Source organism: Lichenicola sp. GTC18331, from assembly GCF_055386855.1.
The window spans coordinates 66,519-84,177 of sequence record NZ_AP045015.1 but is presented as its reverse complement, the minus strand read 5'-3'; the positions used below and the strand labels follow the sequence as shown (position 1 = coordinate 84,177).

At 68.6% G+C, this 17,659-nt stretch carries 10 protein-coding genes; 2 read left to right on the top strand and 8 right to left on the bottom strand.

The genetic code is table 11. The annotated features are described in order from the left end of the window. The first annotated feature begins 109 nt into the window (after window positions 1-109). Together alaS and ACZ5BM_RS00325 are read left to right on the top strand one after the other, a co-directional pair. Window positions 110-2,758, top strand: coding sequence for an alanine--tRNA ligase (gene alaS / locus ACZ5BM_RS00330; protein ID WP_498909326.1), 2,649 nt, complete (start codon window positions 110-112; stop codon window positions 2,756-2,758). Between the two features lie 17 nt (window positions 2,759-2,775). Next, window positions 2,776-4,848 carry a phosphocholine-specific phospholipase C gene (locus ACZ5BM_RS00325; protein ID WP_498909325.1) on the top strand — a complete coding sequence of 691 codons (2,073 nt, stop codon included), beginning with the start codon at window positions 2,776-2,778 and terminating at the stop codon, window positions 4,846-4,848. Between the two features lie 3 nt (window positions 4,849-4,851). Here the strand turns inward: ACZ5BM_RS00325 and ACZ5BM_RS00320 are convergent, their stop codons facing one another. From ACZ5BM_RS00320 to ACZ5BM_RS00285, 8 genes are all read right to left on the bottom strand, one after another. Further along, window positions 4,852-5,757, bottom strand: a complete 906-nt coding sequence (locus ACZ5BM_RS00320; RefSeq protein WP_498909324.1) for an alpha/beta fold hydrolase — start codon at window positions 5,755-5,757, stop codon at window positions 4,852-4,854. Continuing rightward, on the bottom strand, window positions 5,754-8,027 hold the full coding sequence (locus tag ACZ5BM_RS00315) for a penicillin acylase family protein (RefSeq protein WP_498909323.1): 2,274 nt from the start codon (window positions 8,025-8,027) through the stop codon (window positions 5,754-5,756). The genes ACZ5BM_RS00320 and ACZ5BM_RS00315 overlap by 4 nt, the downstream gene beginning before the upstream one ends. Continuing rightward, window positions 8,024-8,770, bottom strand: coding sequence for an ABC-2 transporter permease (locus tag ACZ5BM_RS00310; RefSeq protein ID WP_498909322.1), 747 nt, complete (start codon window positions 8,768-8,770; stop codon window positions 8,024-8,026). Before ACZ5BM_RS00310 ends, ACZ5BM_RS00315 begins: the two co-directional genes overlap by 4 nt. An 11-nt stretch (window positions 8,771-8,781) precedes the next feature. Beyond that, on the bottom strand, window positions 8,782-9,591 hold the full coding sequence (locus ACZ5BM_RS00305) for an ABC transporter ATP-binding protein (RefSeq protein ID WP_498909321.1): 810 nt from the start codon (window positions 9,589-9,591) through the stop codon (window positions 8,782-8,784). Continuing rightward, window positions 9,588-10,940 (bottom strand): glycosyltransferase, encoded by a 1,353-nt coding sequence (locus tag ACZ5BM_RS00300; protein WP_498909320.1) that lies wholly within the window; start codon window positions 10,938-10,940, stop codon window positions 9,588-9,590. Before ACZ5BM_RS00300 ends, ACZ5BM_RS00305 begins: the two co-directional genes overlap by 4 nt. Further along, window positions 10,937-14,938: an amino acid adenylation domain-containing protein gene (locus ACZ5BM_RS00295; RefSeq protein WP_498909319.1), complete on the bottom strand. Its 4,002-nt coding sequence runs from the start codon at window positions 14,936-14,938 to the stop codon at window positions 10,937-10,939. Before ACZ5BM_RS00295 ends, ACZ5BM_RS00300 begins: the two co-directional genes overlap by 4 nt. Before the next feature lie 344 nt (window positions 14,939-15,282). Beyond that, complete coding sequence (gene nadC, locus ACZ5BM_RS00290; RefSeq protein ID WP_498909318.1) at window positions 15,283-16,155, bottom strand: nicotinate-nucleotide diphosphorylase; 873 nt, start codon at window positions 16,153-16,155, stop codon at window positions 15,283-15,285. After that, a complete protein-coding gene (locus ACZ5BM_RS00285; RefSeq protein ID WP_498909317.1) occupies window positions 16,155-17,657 on the bottom strand; it encodes an L-aspartate oxidase in 1,503 nt (500 codons plus the stop codon). The genes nadC and ACZ5BM_RS00285 overlap by 1 nt, the downstream gene beginning before the upstream one ends. Window positions 17,658-17,659: the final 2 nt, after the last annotated feature.

Sequence of the window (17,659 nt, the reverse complement as noted above, 5' to 3'; positions counted from 1 at the left end):
CGCGCGAGGAAGCGGCCGGTTTGGAACGCGTCCGTTACGGGGTGCCCTTTCACCGCGGCGGTCCGTGCGCTAGGTGAACACGTCACGTTCAGGACCATCTCGCCGCGCCATGGCCTCCTCCAACGATATCCGCGCCACCTTCCTCGATTATTTCGCCCGGAACGATCATCGGATCGTGCCGAGCAGCCCGCTGGTGCCGCGCAACGACCCGACCCTGTTGTTCACCAACGCAGGCATGGTCCAGTTCAAGAACGTCTTCACCTGCCAGGAGACCCGGCCCTACCAGCGCGCCACCACGGCGCAGAAGGTGGTCCGTGCCGGCGGGAAGCACAACGATCTCGACAATGTCGGCTATACCGCCCGGCATCACACCTTCTTCGAGATGCTCGGCAATTTCTCGTTCGGCGACTACTTCAAGCCGCTGGCGATCGAGCTGGCCTGGAACCTGGTGACGCGCGAGTTCGGCCTGCCGGCCGATCGCCTGCTCGCGACGGTCTATTCCGAGGACGACGAGGCGGCCTCGCTGTGGAAGCGCATCGCCGGTCTGCCGGACAGCCGCATCATCCGCATCCCGACCTCAGACAATTTCTGGCGCATGGGCGATACCGGCCCGTGCGGTCCGTGCTCTGAGATTTTCTTCGACCATGGCGACCACATCCCCGGCGGACCGCCCGGTTCTCCGGACGAGGATGGCGACCGGTTCATCGAGATCTGGAACCTGGTCTTCATGCAGTATTACGAGGACCCGCCGGGCACGCGTTCGCCGCTGCCGCGGCCGTCGATCGATACCGGTCTCGGCCTGGAGCGCTTCGCCGCGATCCTGCAGGGCAAGCACGACAACTACGATACCGATACGCTGCGCGCGCTGATCCTGGCCTCGGCCGAGGCCACCGGGCAGGAGCCGGACGGTCCGTTCCGCACCAGCCATCGCGTGGTGGCCGACCATCTGCGTTCGTCCTCGTTCCTGATCGCCGACGGGGTGCTGCCGTCCAAGGAAGGGCGCGGCTACGTTTTGCGCCGGATCATGCGCCGCGCCATGCGCCATCTGCACATGATGGGCACCACCGAGCCCGTGTTCTGGCGTCTGGTGCCGGCCCTGGTGCGTCAGATGGGTGCGGCCTATCCGGAGCTGGTGCAGTCGGAAGCGCTGATCCGCGAGACCATGCGTCTGGAGGAGGAGCGCTTCAAGCAGCTTCTGGAGCGCGGTCTGGGCCTGCTGGCCGAGGAGACCGACGGGCTCGGCGAGGGCGAGGCCCTGTCCGGCGCCGTGGCGTTCAAGCTCTACGACACGTTCGGCTTTCCGCTCGACCTGACCCAGGACGCGCTGCGCGAGCGCGGCCGGACCGTGGATCTGGACGGGTTCGAGACCGCCATGCAGCAGCAGCGCCAGCGCGCCCGTGCCGCCTGGGCCGGGTCCGGCGACGCCGCCGACGAACAGGTCTGGTTCGATCTGCGCGAGACCCTTGCCGCCACCGAGTTCCTCGGCTACGCGACCGAGAAGGCCGATGCCGAGATCACCGCGCTCGTGGCCGGGGGCGCGTCGGTGACGGAGGCGGCGGACGGCGCGGAGGTGATGGTTCTGCTGAACCAAACGCCGTTCTACGCGGAGAGCGGCGGCCAGGTCGGCGATACCGGGCTGATCGAGGGCAACGGCTTTACGATCGAGATCGCCGACACGCAGAAGAAGCTGGGCGAGCTGTTCGTGCATGTGGGCCGCGTGCGGGGCGGCGTCGCCCGCGTCGGCGTGCCGGTGACGGCGACCGTGGACCATCGCCGCCGGTCCGACATCCGCGCGCATCATTCCGCCACCCATCTGCTGCATGAGGCGCTGCGTCGCCGTCTGGGCACGCATGTGGCGCAGAAGGGCTCTCTGAACGCGCCGGACCGCCTGCGCTTCGACATCAGCCAGCCGCGGCCGGTTACGGCGGAAGAGCTGGCGGCAGTGGAAGCCGAGGTGAACGAGAAGATCCGGGAGAACGGGGTGGTTTCCACCCGGTTGATGACGCCGGAGCAGGCCGTGGCCGGGGGCGCCATGGCGCTGTTCGGCGAGAAATACGGCGACGAGGTCCGTGTCGTGTCCATGGGCGCGCCGGAGGACGGGTCCGACCGCGAGAGCTACTCGATCGAGCTGTGCGGCGGCACGCATGTGGCCCGCACCGGCGATATCGGCCTGTTCCGCATCACCTCGGAGAGCGGCGTGTCGGCCGGCGTGCGTCGGATCGAGGCGGTCACCGGCCGCACCGCCGAACAGGCCGCGGGCCTGAGCGAGACACGTCTGGCGCAGATCGCCGCCCTGCTGCGCGTTCCGGCGGCCGAGGCGGTTGATCGTTTGTCGGTACTGCTGGACGAGCGTCGCGGCCTGGAGCGCCAGATTTCCGAGTTGCAGCGCAAGCTGGCCACCGGCGGCGCCGGCGCGACCGAGGCCGAGCAGGTGAACGGCGTGTTGTTCGCCGGTCGCAACCTGGGCGAGGTGCCGCCCAAGGAGCTGAAGACGCTGGCCGAGGAGATCGGACGCGGCCTCGGCTCCGCCGTCGTGGCGCTGATCTCCACCGCCGAAGGCAAGGCCAGCGTGGTGGCGTGGGTGTCGCCCGATCTGGTCGAGCGTTTCGACGCCGTGGCGATGGTGCGCGAGGCCAGTGCGGCCATGGGCGGCAAGGGTGGCGGCGGCCGTCGCGAGCTGGCCCAGGCCGGCGGGCCGGATGCCGGTCAGGCCGATGCGGCGCTGGCCGCGATCAAGGCGCTGATCGCCGCCGTCTGAGCAACGGAGAACGACGCATGATCCGGCCCACCAGACGCGACCTGCTGCGGCTGGGGGCCGGAGCGTCCCTGCTGCCGGCCTCGATCCGACGTGCCTTGGCGCTGCCGGCCCAGCGCCGGCATGGCAGCATCGAGGATGTCGAGCACGTCGTCGTGCTGATGCAGGAGAACCGGTCCTTCGACCATTACCTGGGCCGTTTGAATGGCGTGCGCGGCATCGGCGATCCGCATCCGCTGCGCCGCGCGGACGGCCTGCCGGTCTGGTGGCAGGACCGGCTCGATCCCGCGCAGGGCCTGGTCGCGCCCTTCCGTCTGCGCACCGACACCAGCAGCGCCGAGTGCGTGCTGGATCTGGACCATACCTGGCTGAAGACGCATGCGGCACTGAACGGCGGCCGCAACGATCGCTGGCCCGCGCACAAGACCGACATGTGCATGGGCTACTACACGCGCGACGATTTGCCGTTCCATTACGCGCTCGCCGACAGCTTCACCGTCTGCGACGCGTGGCATTGCTCGACGCCGACCCAGACCCATCCGAACCGGTTCTATCTGATGACCGGCTGCGTCGACGGCGCGGGAAAAGGCGGCGGTCCGTTGCTGGACAATGTGGACTGGGTGGACCGGGCCTTCTACCAGCAGGTGCCGCCGCCCTTCACCTGGACCACCTTCCCGGAGCGGCTGGAGCAGGCCGGCATCTCCTGGCAGGTCTATCAGCAGGGCACCTCCGTCACGGACAAGCTGGAAGGCAATTTCGGCACCAACGTGCTGGCGAATTTCCGGCAGTTCGTGGAGGCGCCGCCGGACTCGTCCCTGGCCCGGCGCGGCATGAGCAAACGCACGCTGGACCAGCTCCGTGCGGACGTGATGGCGGAGACGCTGCCGCAGGTCTCGTGGCTGCTGCCACCAGCCGCGTTCTCGGAGCATCCGCGCTACACGCCCGATTACGGCGCCGCGTTCATTTCCCGCGTGCTGGATGCGCTCACCGCCAACCCCGCCATCTGGGCGAAGACGGTGCTGCTGCTGACCTATGACGAGAATGACGGCTATTTCGACCATGTCTCGCCGCCGCAGCCTTGCGGTCCGGTGCTGCCCGGCGCCAGCACGGTAACGACGGAAGGCGAGATTCATGACCGCGCGCCGTCCCGCGACGCGAAGATCCTGCCGCCGGACGGGCTGCCCTATGGGCTCGGTCCGCGCGTGCCGGCGGTGGTGATCTCGCCCTGGAGCAGCGGCGGGCATGTGTGTTCGCAGGTCTTCGACCATACCTCGGTGATCCGCTTCATCGAGACCCGGTTCGGCGTGCACGAGCCGAACATTTCGCCCTGGCGGCGTGCCGTGTGCGGCGATCTGACCAGCGCGTTCGACTGGAGCCGGTCGGAGCCGCGCAAGATCGCCCTGCCCGATCCGGCCGCGCTGATGCGCAAGAGCGACGAATCCTGCCGCCTGCCGACGCCGGGACTGCCCGCGGTCAGCAGCGCCGCCGATATGGGAACGCAGGAGCTCGGCCCGCGGCCTGCGCGCGCCCTGCCCTACGATCTGGCCGTGGATGAGGAGCCGGGTGCGGATGACGCGCTGCATCTGCGGTTCCGGTGTTTCGGGCGGCAGGCGGTGCATCTGCTGGCGATCCGCGAAGGCGTGGCGGAGCTGCCGCGCCGCTATACGGTGGAGCCGGGCAAGTCGCTGTCGGATCGGTGGATACTGCCGGAGGGCGAGGCGCTGGTGCTGACGGTGAGCGGGCCGAACGGCTTCCTGCGCCGGTTCAGCCGGACGCGTGGGGTGCGCCTGCCTGTGCATGCGCGTCATGACGGTGCGTCGGGCGATCTGGTGCTGCGCCTGCCGGAGAACCGGACCGGCCGCGTCGTGCTGCGCGACAACGCCTATGGGCGTGCCGACATCGTGCTGGCGCCGGGGCAGCCCCTCGAGCCGATCGCCCTGTCGGACAGCGCGTACTGGTATGATTGGAGCGTGTTGCCGGAGGGGCGTGCCGAGAACGGGACGCGTCTGGCCGGGCATGTGGAGACCGGACGAGCGAGCACGACCGATCCGGCGATCGGGCCGGTGGTGACGGAGCGTGCGGCGCTGATCTGAGCGTCAGGCGGTCATGGTTCGTGCCGTCTCGACGCGTTTGCGTCGTCGGACAAGCGAGACCAGGGGCAGCACCGGCCGCACGGCGCTGTAGAGGGCGAGGAAGCCGAGCGAGCGGGCGTTCCGGTTGCGTTTCCAGAGTAGGATGGCGATGCGCAGAGGCGACAATCTGCGTTTCACCAGCGCGCGCAGCAGCACCGTGTCGACCCTGTGCGGCGAATCGCGTCTCGCCCGTCTGGACAAGGCGGCGATGGCTTGCCAGTCGCCGCAGCTCGCCGCCTCGGCCAGGGTGGCAAAGTTGCGTCCGCCGGCCAGGATGGGCGTGACGTGATGGCCGACGAACGGGATGTTGTAGAGGGTGACGTCGGCAGACAGAGCGGCGATCGCCTCCGCATGGGCGAGGTCGGCGTGATCGTAGCGATCGACCAGCACGGCGATAGTGCCGTGCAGTTCTTCGGCACGGAGCCGCCGGTGGCGGAGCGACGCGTCGGGATATTTAAGCAACCGGCGATCATGCAGGCCCGAATCGTCGGGATGCGGCCCCACTTGCGGGCACAGGCTGAGCACGAGGTCGGGCGAGAAAAGCCGCGAATATCGCAACGCCGCGTAGCCGCCCATCGAGCCGCCGTACAGGATCACCTGCCGGTATCCCTGCAGGAAAGGCTGCAATGCGAGAAAGGCGGCCTGTACGCTCGCCGGAGGATACCAATTCGGACGCCGCGCCATCAAACCGAGAGCGGCGATGCCGTATTTGCGGAACATCGGTTCGCCGAAAAAGACGTCGACGTTCTCGCAGCCGACGAGATCGCCGAACGTGATCACGAGGCGGTCGTGGGCGCCGTCGAGGCGATAGGCGACGATATGGTCGTCGGCGTAGACGAGGATCTTTTTCGCTGGATCGGACGCGTTCATGAAGTCTTCGCCGGCTTGAGCACGGTCTCGTAAGGGAATTCCGCCTGGTCGCATCCGGCGACGAGAGGCAGACGGATCAAGCCGCCTTGTCCCCAGAGCACGGTCTGGTCGTTGGCGTTGGCGCTGCCGATCCAGCCATCCTGGCCGCCGAGCTGGATGGTGAAACTGTCGGTCGCATGGGCGAGATCGGCGATATGGCGTGCGCAGGAGCCGTAATGCGCGCCGTGGGGACCGGCGGGAAACGAATGGCCGGATTTGTTGACCGTGTCGTTGCTACCGCCGGCGGCGCAGTCCGTGCGCGGGAAGCGTTTGCCGATCAACGGCAGAGCGGCGAGCGGGTGATGCAGGCGGATACGATGCCGATCGCCCCAGTTTTGGTCGGGAGAAAAGCAAAGGGCGGCTTTCCGGAAGGCGTCGGCCAGGAGACGGTGTTTTTCCGCTGCGTCGCGCTCGTCAAGCGCGTCTTGCACGAAGCGCTCCACGCCCCAGACCTGTTCGTGCCCGTGAAACGCGTCGGCGCTTCCGAGTTGGTCGATCAGCGCCTGGATCAGCGAGACGAAGGCGGAGGCGCCTTGCGATGTTTCGGCGTAATGGCCGTCCCAGTCGCGCAGGTTTTGAAACAGTGTCGTCTCTGGACCGGTCGCGGGTTCGGGCAGGAGGGGCAGCAGGGCGTCTCGCGTGTCCGCACTCCAGCGGCTGAACACGTCGCGTTGGATCGCGCCGATCGTGGCGATGTCGACATCTCCGGCGTCCAGCAGACAGGCGCGGATGCGGGTCTCGCGGTCGGGCGGCGCGAAGAAGAAGCCGACCGGCACGGTGCCGCCCGGCGGTTTCGCATTGGCCGACACTACGACGCCTTCGGTCGGGTCGAACTCGCGCGGCAACGCCGTGCTGTCGACGATCGCATCCCAGCGCCGAATCTCGCCGGGCGGGAGAACGAGATCGGGCGGCGGTGTTTCGGGACGGTTCGGCATCTGCGCCGCGCAGAGCCGTCCGACATGGCCGTCCCGATCGGCGAACACCATGTTGAGTCCGGAAATGGCGAAACCGCGCAGGCTGTTCTGGAAACCGCTCCAGTCCCGGGAGCGCGCGACGCCGAGCATGGCGGTGAGTTCGTCGCTCGCCCGATGACCGAGCCAGCGCATCGCGAGCGGCGTGTCGCTGCGGAACTGCATGCCGTCCGAGACCACCGGGCCGATGGCGTGTTCGCGCAGGCCGACGCGGCGGGCACGCGCGCCGCGTGCGCGTATCCGGATCGTGCGGGTTCGGAACGACGCCGACGGTTCCTGCGACAGATCGAACAGATCGCTGCTTTGCGCGTGCAGGCTGGTGCCGCCCCAGGCGATGTCGCGATTGCGTCCGAGCGCCAGGAAGGGCTGGCTCGGCATCATCAGCCCGGCGCAGTCGAAGCCGGGCGAGCGCATGGACACCGCGATCCACGGGCTGGGCAGGCTGTAGGGCAGATGCGGATCGCTGGCGATGAGGGCGGCGCCGGAGCGACGGCGGCATCCGGACACGGCCATGGAATTGGAGCCGTGACGTGCGGACAAGGCGAACAAGGCGGTGGCGGCGTCTGCGCTTTTGGTGTCCGGGGCGGCGGGCGCACCGCAACGGAGCAGGCGCGGCCAGAGGGCACGCCACGAGTCGCGCCCCATGCGCGCACGCAGAGGCAGGAGGCGCTGCCAGATCTGCCAGCTCATATCCGTGGCGCACAGGCGTTGCACGGCGAGCGCGTGCTCGATCGTCCAGGGTTCAGGCTGGATCGCGAGAATCCGAAACTCGTGCGGACGCTGCGCGGCATGCGCGATGACATGGTTGATGCCGGCGACGAAAGCGCCGAGCAGGACGCGCGTCTCGTCCGGCAGGGCGTCGGCGATGGCCGGAACCGCACGCGCTATGTCGAGCAGACGGACGGCGTGATCGAGTTCGAGTCCTGCCGGACCGACGATCTCGGCGGTTCTGCCGAGGGCCACGCGACGCAGGAGTTCGAGCTGCGCCAGACGAAGATGTGCATGGACAATGCCGAGCGCCGTGAACAGATCGGCGTCGCTGGACGCGTCGATCGCCGGGATCTGCCGGGCGTTCCAGCGGATCGAGACCGGCGCACGCAACGGCGCATCCTCGAGCGGCAGCATGCGCAGGCGCTCGGCGACGCCGGTGCCGCGCGGACGGCGCTGCACCGCGCCGCGTGCGAGAATGGCGAACAGGACGCAGCCGGACCAGAGCTTGCCGAAACGGCTCGTCCCGATCCGGTGTGCCGCCGGCCTCACGGCTGGATGCGCGAGAAGCTGTAGGTGGCGGCGGCAAGAAACAGCAGGTCGAGACCGCCGAGCAGGGACAGCGAGAACACCGGGTCGAACAGGTGCCGGCCGACCAGGGCGCCGCGCATGCCGTCGATTCCGTAAGTGAGCGGGTTCAGCGCGGCCAGGTTGCGGATCAGGGCGCGCTGCCCTTCGAGCGGGAACACCGCGCCGGACAGGTAGAAGAGCGGGCTGACCACGAAATTCACGATCTGCGAGAAGGCCTGCGGGTCGGTCATCACCGATCCAAGGATGGAGCCGATCATCGCGAAAAGGAACGCCGTCATGGACGCGAACAGGATCGTCAGCAGGACGCGGCCCGGATCGGGGTAGTGGAAACCGACCAGGCCGCACACGGCGGCGACGATCACGCCTTGCAGCAGCGACACGCTGGTGACGCCGAGCGCGCGGCCGAACATGATCTGCGACCGCCTGACCGGCGCGGCCAGCGTTTCCTTCAGGAAGCCGAATTGCCGGTCCCAGAGCAGATCGGCGCCAGAGAACACGGCGTTGAACAGCATGGCGCTGCCGATCACGCCGGGGATCAGGAACACGAAATAGTTGCCCTCGCCGGCGCGGGAGAAGACGGGACCGAATCCGAAGCCCAGCGCCACCAGAAGAAGAAACGGCTGCACCATGGTGGAGACGATGCGCGCGCGGGCCCGCATGAATCCCCTCACCTGCCGGAGCCAGAGAACGAAGATCACATCCATCGTCTTTCTCCTCAGGCTCGGTCGCGTCCGGCGTTCTCGTCGCGCCACGGATCGGCTGTCGCCACATCCGTTTCCACGGCCGGACGCGTCAGATGGATGAAGGCTTCTTCCAGACTGCGATGGTTGGTCTGGTCGGCGATCTCGCCGAGCGTTCCCTGCGCGATGATGCGCCCCTTGCGGATGATGGCGGAACGCTGCGCGAAACGTTCCACCTCGTCGAGATAATGGGTGGTGAGAAAGATGCTGATGCCGGTGGTGAGTTGCAGGACGCGCAGATGATCCCAGAGCAGCCTGCGGCTGTGCGGATCGAGGCCGAGCGTCGGCTCGTCGAGGAACACGAGGGACGGTCTGTGCAACAGCGCGCGGGCGATCTCGACGCGCCGTTTCAGCCCGCCGGACAGTCCCTTCACCAGATCGCCGCGACGATCGCCGATATCGAACATCTCCAGCGCGTCGGCGATCCGGGCCCGTCGCTCGCGACGCGGAATGCCGTAGAACGAGCAATGCGCGTAGAGATTCTCGTGCACGGTCATGCCGACATCGAGCGTGCAGTCCTGGAACACGATGCCGAGCCTGCGCCGCACCTCCAGCGGATGACGCGTGACGTCGAGCCCGTCGATCAGGATCTCGCCGGCATCGGGGCGCAGCAGCGTGGTGAGCATCTTGATGGTGGTGGTCTTGCCGGCGCCGTTCGGGCCGAGAAAGGCGAAGGTCTGGCCTGCGGCAACCTCCAGATCGACGTGATCGACGACGCGCTTTCCGCCGAAGCTCTTGACCACTCCGCGCGCGCTGATGATCGAGCGCGGTGGAAGGCCGCTCATGCGTGGCCCGCCGGACGCATCGCGTCGAGGTTGTTTCCCGGCGGCGGCGTCACGGGTTCGCGTTCGGTTTCGCCTGCTTGCGGCAGCATGTTCCAGCGGCGCAGGGCGGCGATGGCGTTGGCGATTCCATCCTCGCGCGCCATGGCCGACGCCACCCGTTGCGCTTTCGCGCGCGATGGGGCGGACAAGGCGTTGCGGATCGCGTCGAGCAGGGTTTCAGCATCGAGCCTGCGGCGATCGAGCAGTGCGGTGGTGAGGCCCGCGGCCTTGAGGCGCCAGCTCCAGAAGAACTGGTCGGCCACGAACGGCACGACGATCTGCGGGATGCCGACGCGCGCCGCCGCGGCGACCGTGCCGCTGCCGCCGTGATGGATCGCGAGCTTGACGCGCGGGAACAGCCAATCGTGCGGCGCGCCCTCGATGCAGAGGATGCGATCGTTGCCTTCACGACGCACCGTTTCGGCATCGAGCGCGCCCCAGCCGGTGGCGACGATCGCGCGCTCGCCGGAACGGCGAACGGCGTCGAGCACGCGCCGCGTGAAGCCGACCGGATCGCCGGACAGCATGCTGCCGAAGCCCATGTAGATCGGCGTCTCGCCGTGATCGAGGAAGGCGGCGAGATCGGCGGGTGGCGTCCAGGATTCGGTCTCATCGTAGAACCAGCTTCCCGTCACGCAGACGCTGTCATCCGGCCAGTCCGGTGGCTGCGGCTGCAGATGGCGGCTGAACGCGTAGAGGATGCGGCGCTCGCGTTTGAGCTCCGGCACCGCCCAGGGCCCCTGCCACGGAAACGGCTCCAGCCCGAGTTCGCGCCGGATGATGGCGGTGGGTGCGGCCTGCAGGCGCCACATGGTGGCCCGCACCGCGCCGTAGAGCGCCAGGTTGATCGGGCCGGGCAGCTTGCGCCGCGGCGACGGCCAGAGCGGCGGGATGTCGCGAGAGGGCGTCAGCGGCATGAACTGCGCTTGCACGAACGGCACGCCGAGTTTCTCCGCGAAGGACAGGCCCATCACCGTGCCGGACCCCGACGCGATCACGAGTTCGGCGCCGCGCGCGGCCCGCTCGCCCTGACGCACCCATTCCGGCATCCAGTCCGTGACCGCGCGGGCCATCTTGAGGCCCATGCGGAGCTGGTTGCCGGCATCCATGGTCGCGTGTTCGCGCGCCATCAGGTCGGCGAAATCGGAGCGGATCGGCGCGAAACCGACGCCGGCGCCTTCGATCAGCGCCTGGTGACGTTCGGCCGTGGCGATCGTCACCGCGTGGCCTTCGGCGACGAGCGCCTTGCCGAAGGCGGCGAACGGGCGGGCGTCGCCCTGCGTGCCGATGGTGAAGATGACGATCCTCATGGGCGAACCTCGAACGCGCCGGTACCGTCGAGATGGTTGTTGAGGATGTCTGCCAGTTTCTCGATATGGCCCGGTTGCAGCATGTCCTGATGACGGCAGTCGAGGTCGAAGTGACGGATGGTGCCGGTGTTGTGCTGGCTCCACACGTCGATGGTGTCCGCGATGATGGTGTCGGCGCCGCTGCCGCCGCGCTGGCTGGCGCGCACGAAGATCATGTCCAGCTCGGTCTGCTTCGGTTTGTGCGAGCGGACCAGATCGACATTGTGCAGCGTGACGCGGCGAAGATCGGAGGCGAGCTTGTCGATCGTGCCGCCGCGCGCCCGGAGCTGGGTCGGCACCTGCGCCAGTTCCACCGCCAGGATGGTGTCGGCGAGTTCGTCCAGCGTGCGCGGGACGGGCATGCCGCGCGGCAGGTCGATGGACAGGAAGTCCATCACCGCGCGCACGGTTTCCGGACTGTCGATCGGCTGCTGCGCGGCATGTTCCTGGTAGGGATAGGCGTCCATCAGCGCCAGCATGGCGACGGTTTCCCGGTCGTTCTGCAGGGCGCCCGCGATGGCGTGCGCCAGCAGACCGCCCATGGACCAGCCGAGCAGGTGATAGGGGCCGTTCGGCTGGATGCGTCGGATCTCTTCCAGATGCATCTGCGCGAGGGCGCCGAGATCGCTGGCCGCGCGATCTTCCAGCACCGGCTTGGCATGTTGCAGCGCATAGACCGGGTAGCGCGCCGGCAGCAGCGAGGCGAGACCGGAGAAACCCCAGCCCACGCCGATCACCGGATGGATGCAGAAGATCGGCGTCTGCGCACGCCCGGCACGGATCGGCAGCACGCAGGAGAGCGGGTCGCGCTGTTCGGTTTCGCGCTCGAAATGCGGCGCCAGCGCGGCGATGGTCGGCACGGCGAAGATCTGGCCGATCGGCAGCTCAAAGCCGCGCTCGCTGAGGGCGGAGACGAGCTGGAGCACCATCAGGCTGTCGCCGCCGAGATCGAAGAACGACGTGTTGACGTCGATCTCGCGAATGCCGAGCAGGGACGACCAGAGATCGGACAGCATCCGCTCGGCGTCCGTGCGCGCCAGGACGAGGCCGGTCTCCACCGGTGCGCTGTCGATGCTGCGCAGGGCGGCACGGTCCAGCTTGCCGGCGGCGGTACGCGGCAGGGCTTCCACCGCCACCATGCGGGTGGGCACCATCTGCGACGGCAGCTCCGCCAGCAGGGCCTGACGGATGGCGGCGGGATCGAACGGCGCGGCGGGATCGGCCGGCACCAGATAGGCGGCCAGGATCGGCGCCGACTGCGGCGTATCCCGTTCCGCCAGCACCGCGGCCTGCGATACCGATGGCAGCGCGACCAGGACGGTTTCCACCTCCCCCGGCTCGATCCGCATGCCGCGTATCTTCACCTGGTCGTCGTCGCGGCCGAACAGCCGGACGATGCCGTTCGCCTCGCGCGCGGCGCGGTCGCCGGTGCGATAGGCGCGCTGGTCCGGCCGGCCGAGCGGATCGGCGACGAAGCGTTCGGCCGTGAGGTCCGGGCGGCCGAGATAGAAGCTGGCGACGCCGTCGCCGCCGATCGCGAGTTCGCCGATCACGCCGTCCGGGAGTGGGCGTCCTGCCGCATCCATAATGAAGAGTTCGGTATTGGCGATGGCGTGGCCAACCGGCGGCTCGTCGAGATCGGCGGCGGTGAGACGGTGGGCTGTGGACCAGATCGTGGTCTCGGTCGGTCCGTAGAGGTTGAACACGGCGGGCGACAGCCGGAACAGGCGGCGCGCCAGATGGCCCGGCAGCATCTCGCCGCCGGTCAGCAGCGTCATGCCGCGCATGGCGGCGCCGTCGCGATCGGTGAGCAGGGATTGCCACAGAGTCGGAGTCGCCTGCATCGCGGTGACGGAATGGGCTTCCAGCATGCGCGAGATGCGCGAGGGATCGCGCACGTCGGCGCGCGTCGCGATCACGATCGAGCCGCCGACGACCAGAGGCAGCAGCAATTCGAGCGCTGCGATATCGAAGGTGAGCGTGGTGACGGCGAGCAGGCGAAGATGCCGGTCCGCGCCCAGGGTTTCGCGCATGGCGTGCAGCAGATTGGCCAGGGCGGCGTGCGGAACAACGACACCTTTCGGGCGGCCGGTGGTGCCGGAGGTGTAGGTGACGTAGGCGGAACCGGCCGGCAGGGTTTCGGTGCGCGGGGTGGGCGGGTTCGGGTTGCCGGCCAGCACCATGCCGCGCACCGGATCGCGCGCGTCCGGCATCAGCAGGAAACGGCGCTCCCCGTCGAGTTCGAGCACGCTTTCATCGGCGGCGATCACGAGGATCGGCGATGCGTCCTCGACGATGGCGCGTGCGCGCATCACCGGACCGTCCATGTCCACCGGAAGCCATGCGGCGCCGGCCATGGCGGTGGCGAGCAGAGCGATCACCATGCGCCGGTCGCGCGGCAGGGCGATCGCGACGATCTCGCCCTGCCCTGCCCCCAGTTCGGAAAGACGGCGGGCCAGCAAGCGGCTTTGACGCATCATCTCGCCGCGCGACAGCTCGCCCTGCGCGTCGGTGATGGCGGCGGGACCGCGTCCATCGAGCGGAACCGCCTCGAGCATGGAGACGAGGTGGTTCTGCGGCCAGGCGCGGAAGGCGATCGCGGCGCGTCGGTCGGCTTCCGCTCTGTCGTGCGCGGTCAGCAGATCGTGGGACAGGATCGGCGCGTCGGGCGCCGCGATCAGCTGCGTGGCGAGATGATCGAGACGGGCGAGATGGGATTCGAGTTCTTCCGCGCTATATAAAGCCGGATTGGCGTCGAACTGGATCACCAGGCCGCCGCCGTCCTTGCGGTCGAACATGAAGATCGTCAGATCCTCCATCGCGCCGTTGCTCAGATTGCCGTTGCGGGCTTCGATGCCGCCGAAATCGAGCTTGTAGTCAAAGGGCTCGATGTTGATCCCGACCCGTGCGACCTGCTGGCTGGTTTCGAACAAGCCGAGTTCGCGCCTGAGGTCTTCGTAACGGAACTGCTGATGACGCAGCGCGCCGCGCATGGCCCGGCGCGATTGCGCCATCAGGGCGACGAAGCTGGTGTCGGGCTCGATGCGGAAGCGCAGTGCGACGGCGTTGGCGACCATGCCCGGCGTGTTGCGCAGCACGCGATTGGCCCGTCCGCTGACCGGCATGCCGACCACCAGATCGGAGGCGCCGGTGACGCGCTGGAGATAGGCAACCGCCATGGCGGTGAGCGCCTGCGGCAGCGTGGTGTCGAACGGCTTGGCCATGGCAGCGAGCCGGTCGACGCGGTCTTGCGAAAGGCACAGGCTGCGGCTGACGAATCCGCCATTCTCGCCGTCCGGACGGCGCTGCGGCGTGAGCGACAGCGTGACCGGCGGCGGTGGATCGACGAGATGATCGAGCCAGTAGGCCCGGTCGGCCTCGCGACGGTCGGAAGCGCGATAGATCGCTTCCTGTTCGAGCAGGTTGGACAAGGGCAGGAACGGCGTCGGTCCCGCATCGCCGCCGGATACGAGCGCGCTGTAGAGCGCCGCGACGCGTGCCGCGATCAGGCCGCCGGAATAACCGTCCAGCACCGCATGGTGGCAGCAATGGAACCAGATATAGGCTTCGTCCGCGACGCGGATCAGCGCGTTCTGCCAGAGTTGATCGCGATGGAGCGTCACCGGCGCCCGGATGCGCGCATCCATCCACACCCGCGCCGCCGCGTCCGGATCGGGACGATCGCGAAGATCGAGAACCGGAAAGGAAAGTTCCACGTCGTCCCGGATCTCGATGCGCGGACCGCCGTCGGTTTCGACGATGCGGGCGCGCAGCGTTTCCGCTTCGGCGGCAACGAGAGACAGGGCGCGCAGGAAGCAGGATTCGTCGACCGGGCCCGGCAGCAGGATCGCTTCGGCGATGTTGAAGGTCGATCCCGGTGGAGCGATGAAGCTGGCCATCCAGAGGCCGCGCTGCGCGACCGTCAGTGCTTCGCGTCGAACCGTTGAGTGCGCCGACATGTCCGCCTCCACCACCGTTCTGTTCGCGAACGCTACAAACGGTGTCGAAGGCGGGTGAACTGTTTTTTTCGTTGCAAGGCGACGTGGGAGACGAGCGGACCGGATCGCGATCGTCTCAATGTCGGGCGTTTTCGTTTATCGCCCGAAAGCCATTTTGCACTGCAACATATCGCGGTCAGAAACTTCGCTGAAAACTAAACGATCGTTTGAGGCAGAGAATTTGACTGATTATTACAGATCCTCGTCTCAAAACCGATCCGAACTCTATTATATCAATTCCGCGCGTGATTTCTCACAAATTCGTTAGGCAACCCCTCGCTCTGATCGGAGGCTGCCGTTTCGGCTCAGCCGGCGTAGTCCAGCCCGATATCCAGCACCGAGACCGAATGGGTCAGCCAGCCGATCGAGATCAGATCGACGCCCGTTTCGGCGATGGCCGGGGCGGTTTCCGGGGTGACGCGGCCCGATGCTTCGGTGATGGCGCGGCCGGCCACCATGGCGACCGCTTCGCGCAGGGTCGGCGGGGTCATGTTGTCGAGCAGCACGGCATCGACGCCGATCCGCAGCCCTTGTTCGAGCTGTTCGAGCGTATCGACTTCCAGCTCGATCTTCACCAGATGGCCGACGGTGCGGCGGGCACGCTCGATCGCGACGGCAACGCCGCCGGCGATGGCGATGTGATTGTCCTTGATCAGCACCGCATCGTCCAGGCCGAAGCGGTGGTTCGACCCGCCGCCGACGCGGACGGCGTATTTCTGCAGCGCGCGCAGGCCGGGCGTGGTCTTGCGCGTGCAGCACACGCGGGCCCTGGTGCCGGCGATGGCCTGCACCACGCGGCCAGTGGCGGAGGCGATCCCGCTCAGATGGGAGAGGTAGTTCAGCCCGACCCTCTCGCCGGTCAGCACGGAGCGGGCCGATCCTTCCACCGTAGCGATCAGATCGCCGGGGGCGACGCGGCTGCCGTCCGGGGCGTGGACGGTGAAGCGGAGAGCGGGATCGACCAGGGCAAAGCTCAGCCGGGCCATGTCGAGCCCGGCGATGATGCCGGGCTGGCGTGCGGCGAGCACGCAGCGTGTCTGGAGGGAGCTCGGCACGATGGCGTCGGTGGTGATGTCGCCGGCCCGGCCCAGATCCTCCAGCAGCGCCGCGCGCACCTGCGGTTCCAGCATTAGGTCGGGCAGCGGGGGAACCAGGCGGGCATCGGTGTCGGGAAGCATCAGGAGGCCATTCTTTCCGGTTCGCTGCCGGCGCGGTCGAGCGCGTCCCGCAGGGTGATGCGATGCCGCACGGCGTCCGCCGCCGGCTCGGGGTGATCGGTGCGGAAATGGCCGCCCCGGCTTTCGCGGCGGTCGCGTGCGGAGAGCGCGATCAGGAGCGCCACCAGAGCGGCGTCGTCCCGCCGGGCTGCGGGCGCCAGCGCGCGGATGGCCGCGGCCAGTCCCGTGTCGTGCCGCAGCACGCCGGCGGCGCTGGTCATGATCGTACGAATCGCGAGGCCGGACGGGCCGGTGGCCTCATCTGCCCCCTGCTCCGAGACGGTCCCGTCCTGATCCGCTTCCCCCGCCAGCACCCTGGCGACGGCGAGGGCGCCCGCGGCGGCTTCCAGCAGCGAATTGCTGGCCAGGCGGTTGGCGCCGTGCAGGCCGGTGCAGGCCACCTCGCCGCAGGCGAACAGGCCCGGCACAGAGCTGCGCCCATCCGCACCCACGACGATGCCGCCCATATGATAATGCGCGGCGGGACGGATCGGGATCGGCATGCGGGCGGGGTCGATCCCATGGGCGCGGCAGATGCGGTCGATACCGGGGAAGCGCGCGGCGAACCGGTCGCCGAGCGCCGGGCGCGCATCCAGGAACACGGTGTGCCCGGCGGCGAGATGATGCCACACCGCGCGCGACACGACGTCGCGGGGCGCCAGCTCCTCGGTGAAACGCGCGCCGGTCTCGTCGATCAGATGCGCGCCCTCGCCCCGCACCGCCTCGCTGATCAGCGGCAAGGGCGGCCCCCCGCCCGGACCGGCCGCGAGCGCCGTGGGGTGGAACTGCACGAATTCCAGATCGCCGAGGACGGCGCCTGCGCGAGCCGCAGGGGCGAGACCGCTGCCGACGGAATCGAGCGGATTGGTGGTGTCCTCGAACAGGCCGCCGACGCCGCCGGTCGCCAGGACCACGCTGGCGGTGGGAACGCGCAGGCTGCGTCCGTCGCGTCCGAGATGCACCGCCCGCACCACGCCGTCGCTCTCGATGCGAAGCAGCCGGGTGCGGTCCAGAACCGTGATCGCCGGTTCCGCGCGGACGCGTGCGGCGAGCGCGCGAACGATGGCGGCGCCGGTGGAATCGCCTTCAGCGTGGACGATGCGGCGGTGGCTGTGCGCGGCCTCAAGGCCGAGCGCCAGCGCGCCGTCGGCGGCGCGGTCGAACCGGACACCGTGGCGCTCCAGCAGACGCACCACCTCCGGGCCTGCGGCGACGATGCGGCGGACCGCACCGGGATCGCACAGCCCGTCACCGGCGGCGATCGTGTCGGCCTCGTGGGCGGCAAACGAGTCGTCCGGCGCCATCACGGCGGCGATGCCGCCCTGGGCCCAGGCGCTGGAGGTATGCTCGCCGAGCGTGCCTGCGGTGACGAGCACGGACGGGCGCGGCAGAAGCGACAGGGCGCACAGCAGCCCGGCCAGGCCGCTGCCGACGATCACCGGCTGTCCGGCAGGGATCGGCATGG

Coding starts and splice junctions, on each gene's coding strand:
- alaS (WP_498909326.1), top strand. CDS start 110: ATGGCCTCCTCCAACGATATCCGCGCCACCTTCCTCGATTATTTCGCC.
- nadC (WP_498909318.1), bottom strand. CDS start 16,155: ATGCTTCCCGACACCGATGCCCGCCTGGTTCCCCCGCTGCCCGACCTA.
- ACZ5BM_RS00325 (WP_498909325.1), top strand. CDS start 2,776: ATGATCCGGCCCACCAGACGCGACCTGCTGCGGCTGGGGGCCGGAGCG.
- ACZ5BM_RS00320 (WP_498909324.1), bottom strand. CDS start 5,757: ATGAACGCGTCCGATCCAGCGAAAAAGATCCTCGTCTACGCCGACGAC.
- ACZ5BM_RS00295 (WP_498909319.1), bottom strand. CDS start 14,938: ATGTCGGCGCACTCAACGGTTCGACGCGAAGCACTGACGGTCGCGCAG.
- ACZ5BM_RS00285 (WP_498909317.1), bottom strand. CDS start 17,657: ATGCCGATCCCTGCCGGACAGCCGGTGATCGTCGGCAGCGGCCTGGCC.
- ACZ5BM_RS00310 (WP_498909322.1), bottom strand. CDS start 8,770: ATGGATGTGATCTTCGTTCTCTGGCTCCGGCAGGTGAGGGGATTCATG.
- ACZ5BM_RS00300 (WP_498909320.1), bottom strand. CDS start 10,940: ATGAGGATCGTCATCTTCACCATCGGCACGCAGGGCGACGCCCGCCCG.
- ACZ5BM_RS00305 (WP_498909321.1), bottom strand. CDS start 9,591: ATGAGCGGCCTTCCACCGCGCTCGATCATCAGCGCGCGCGGAGTGGTC.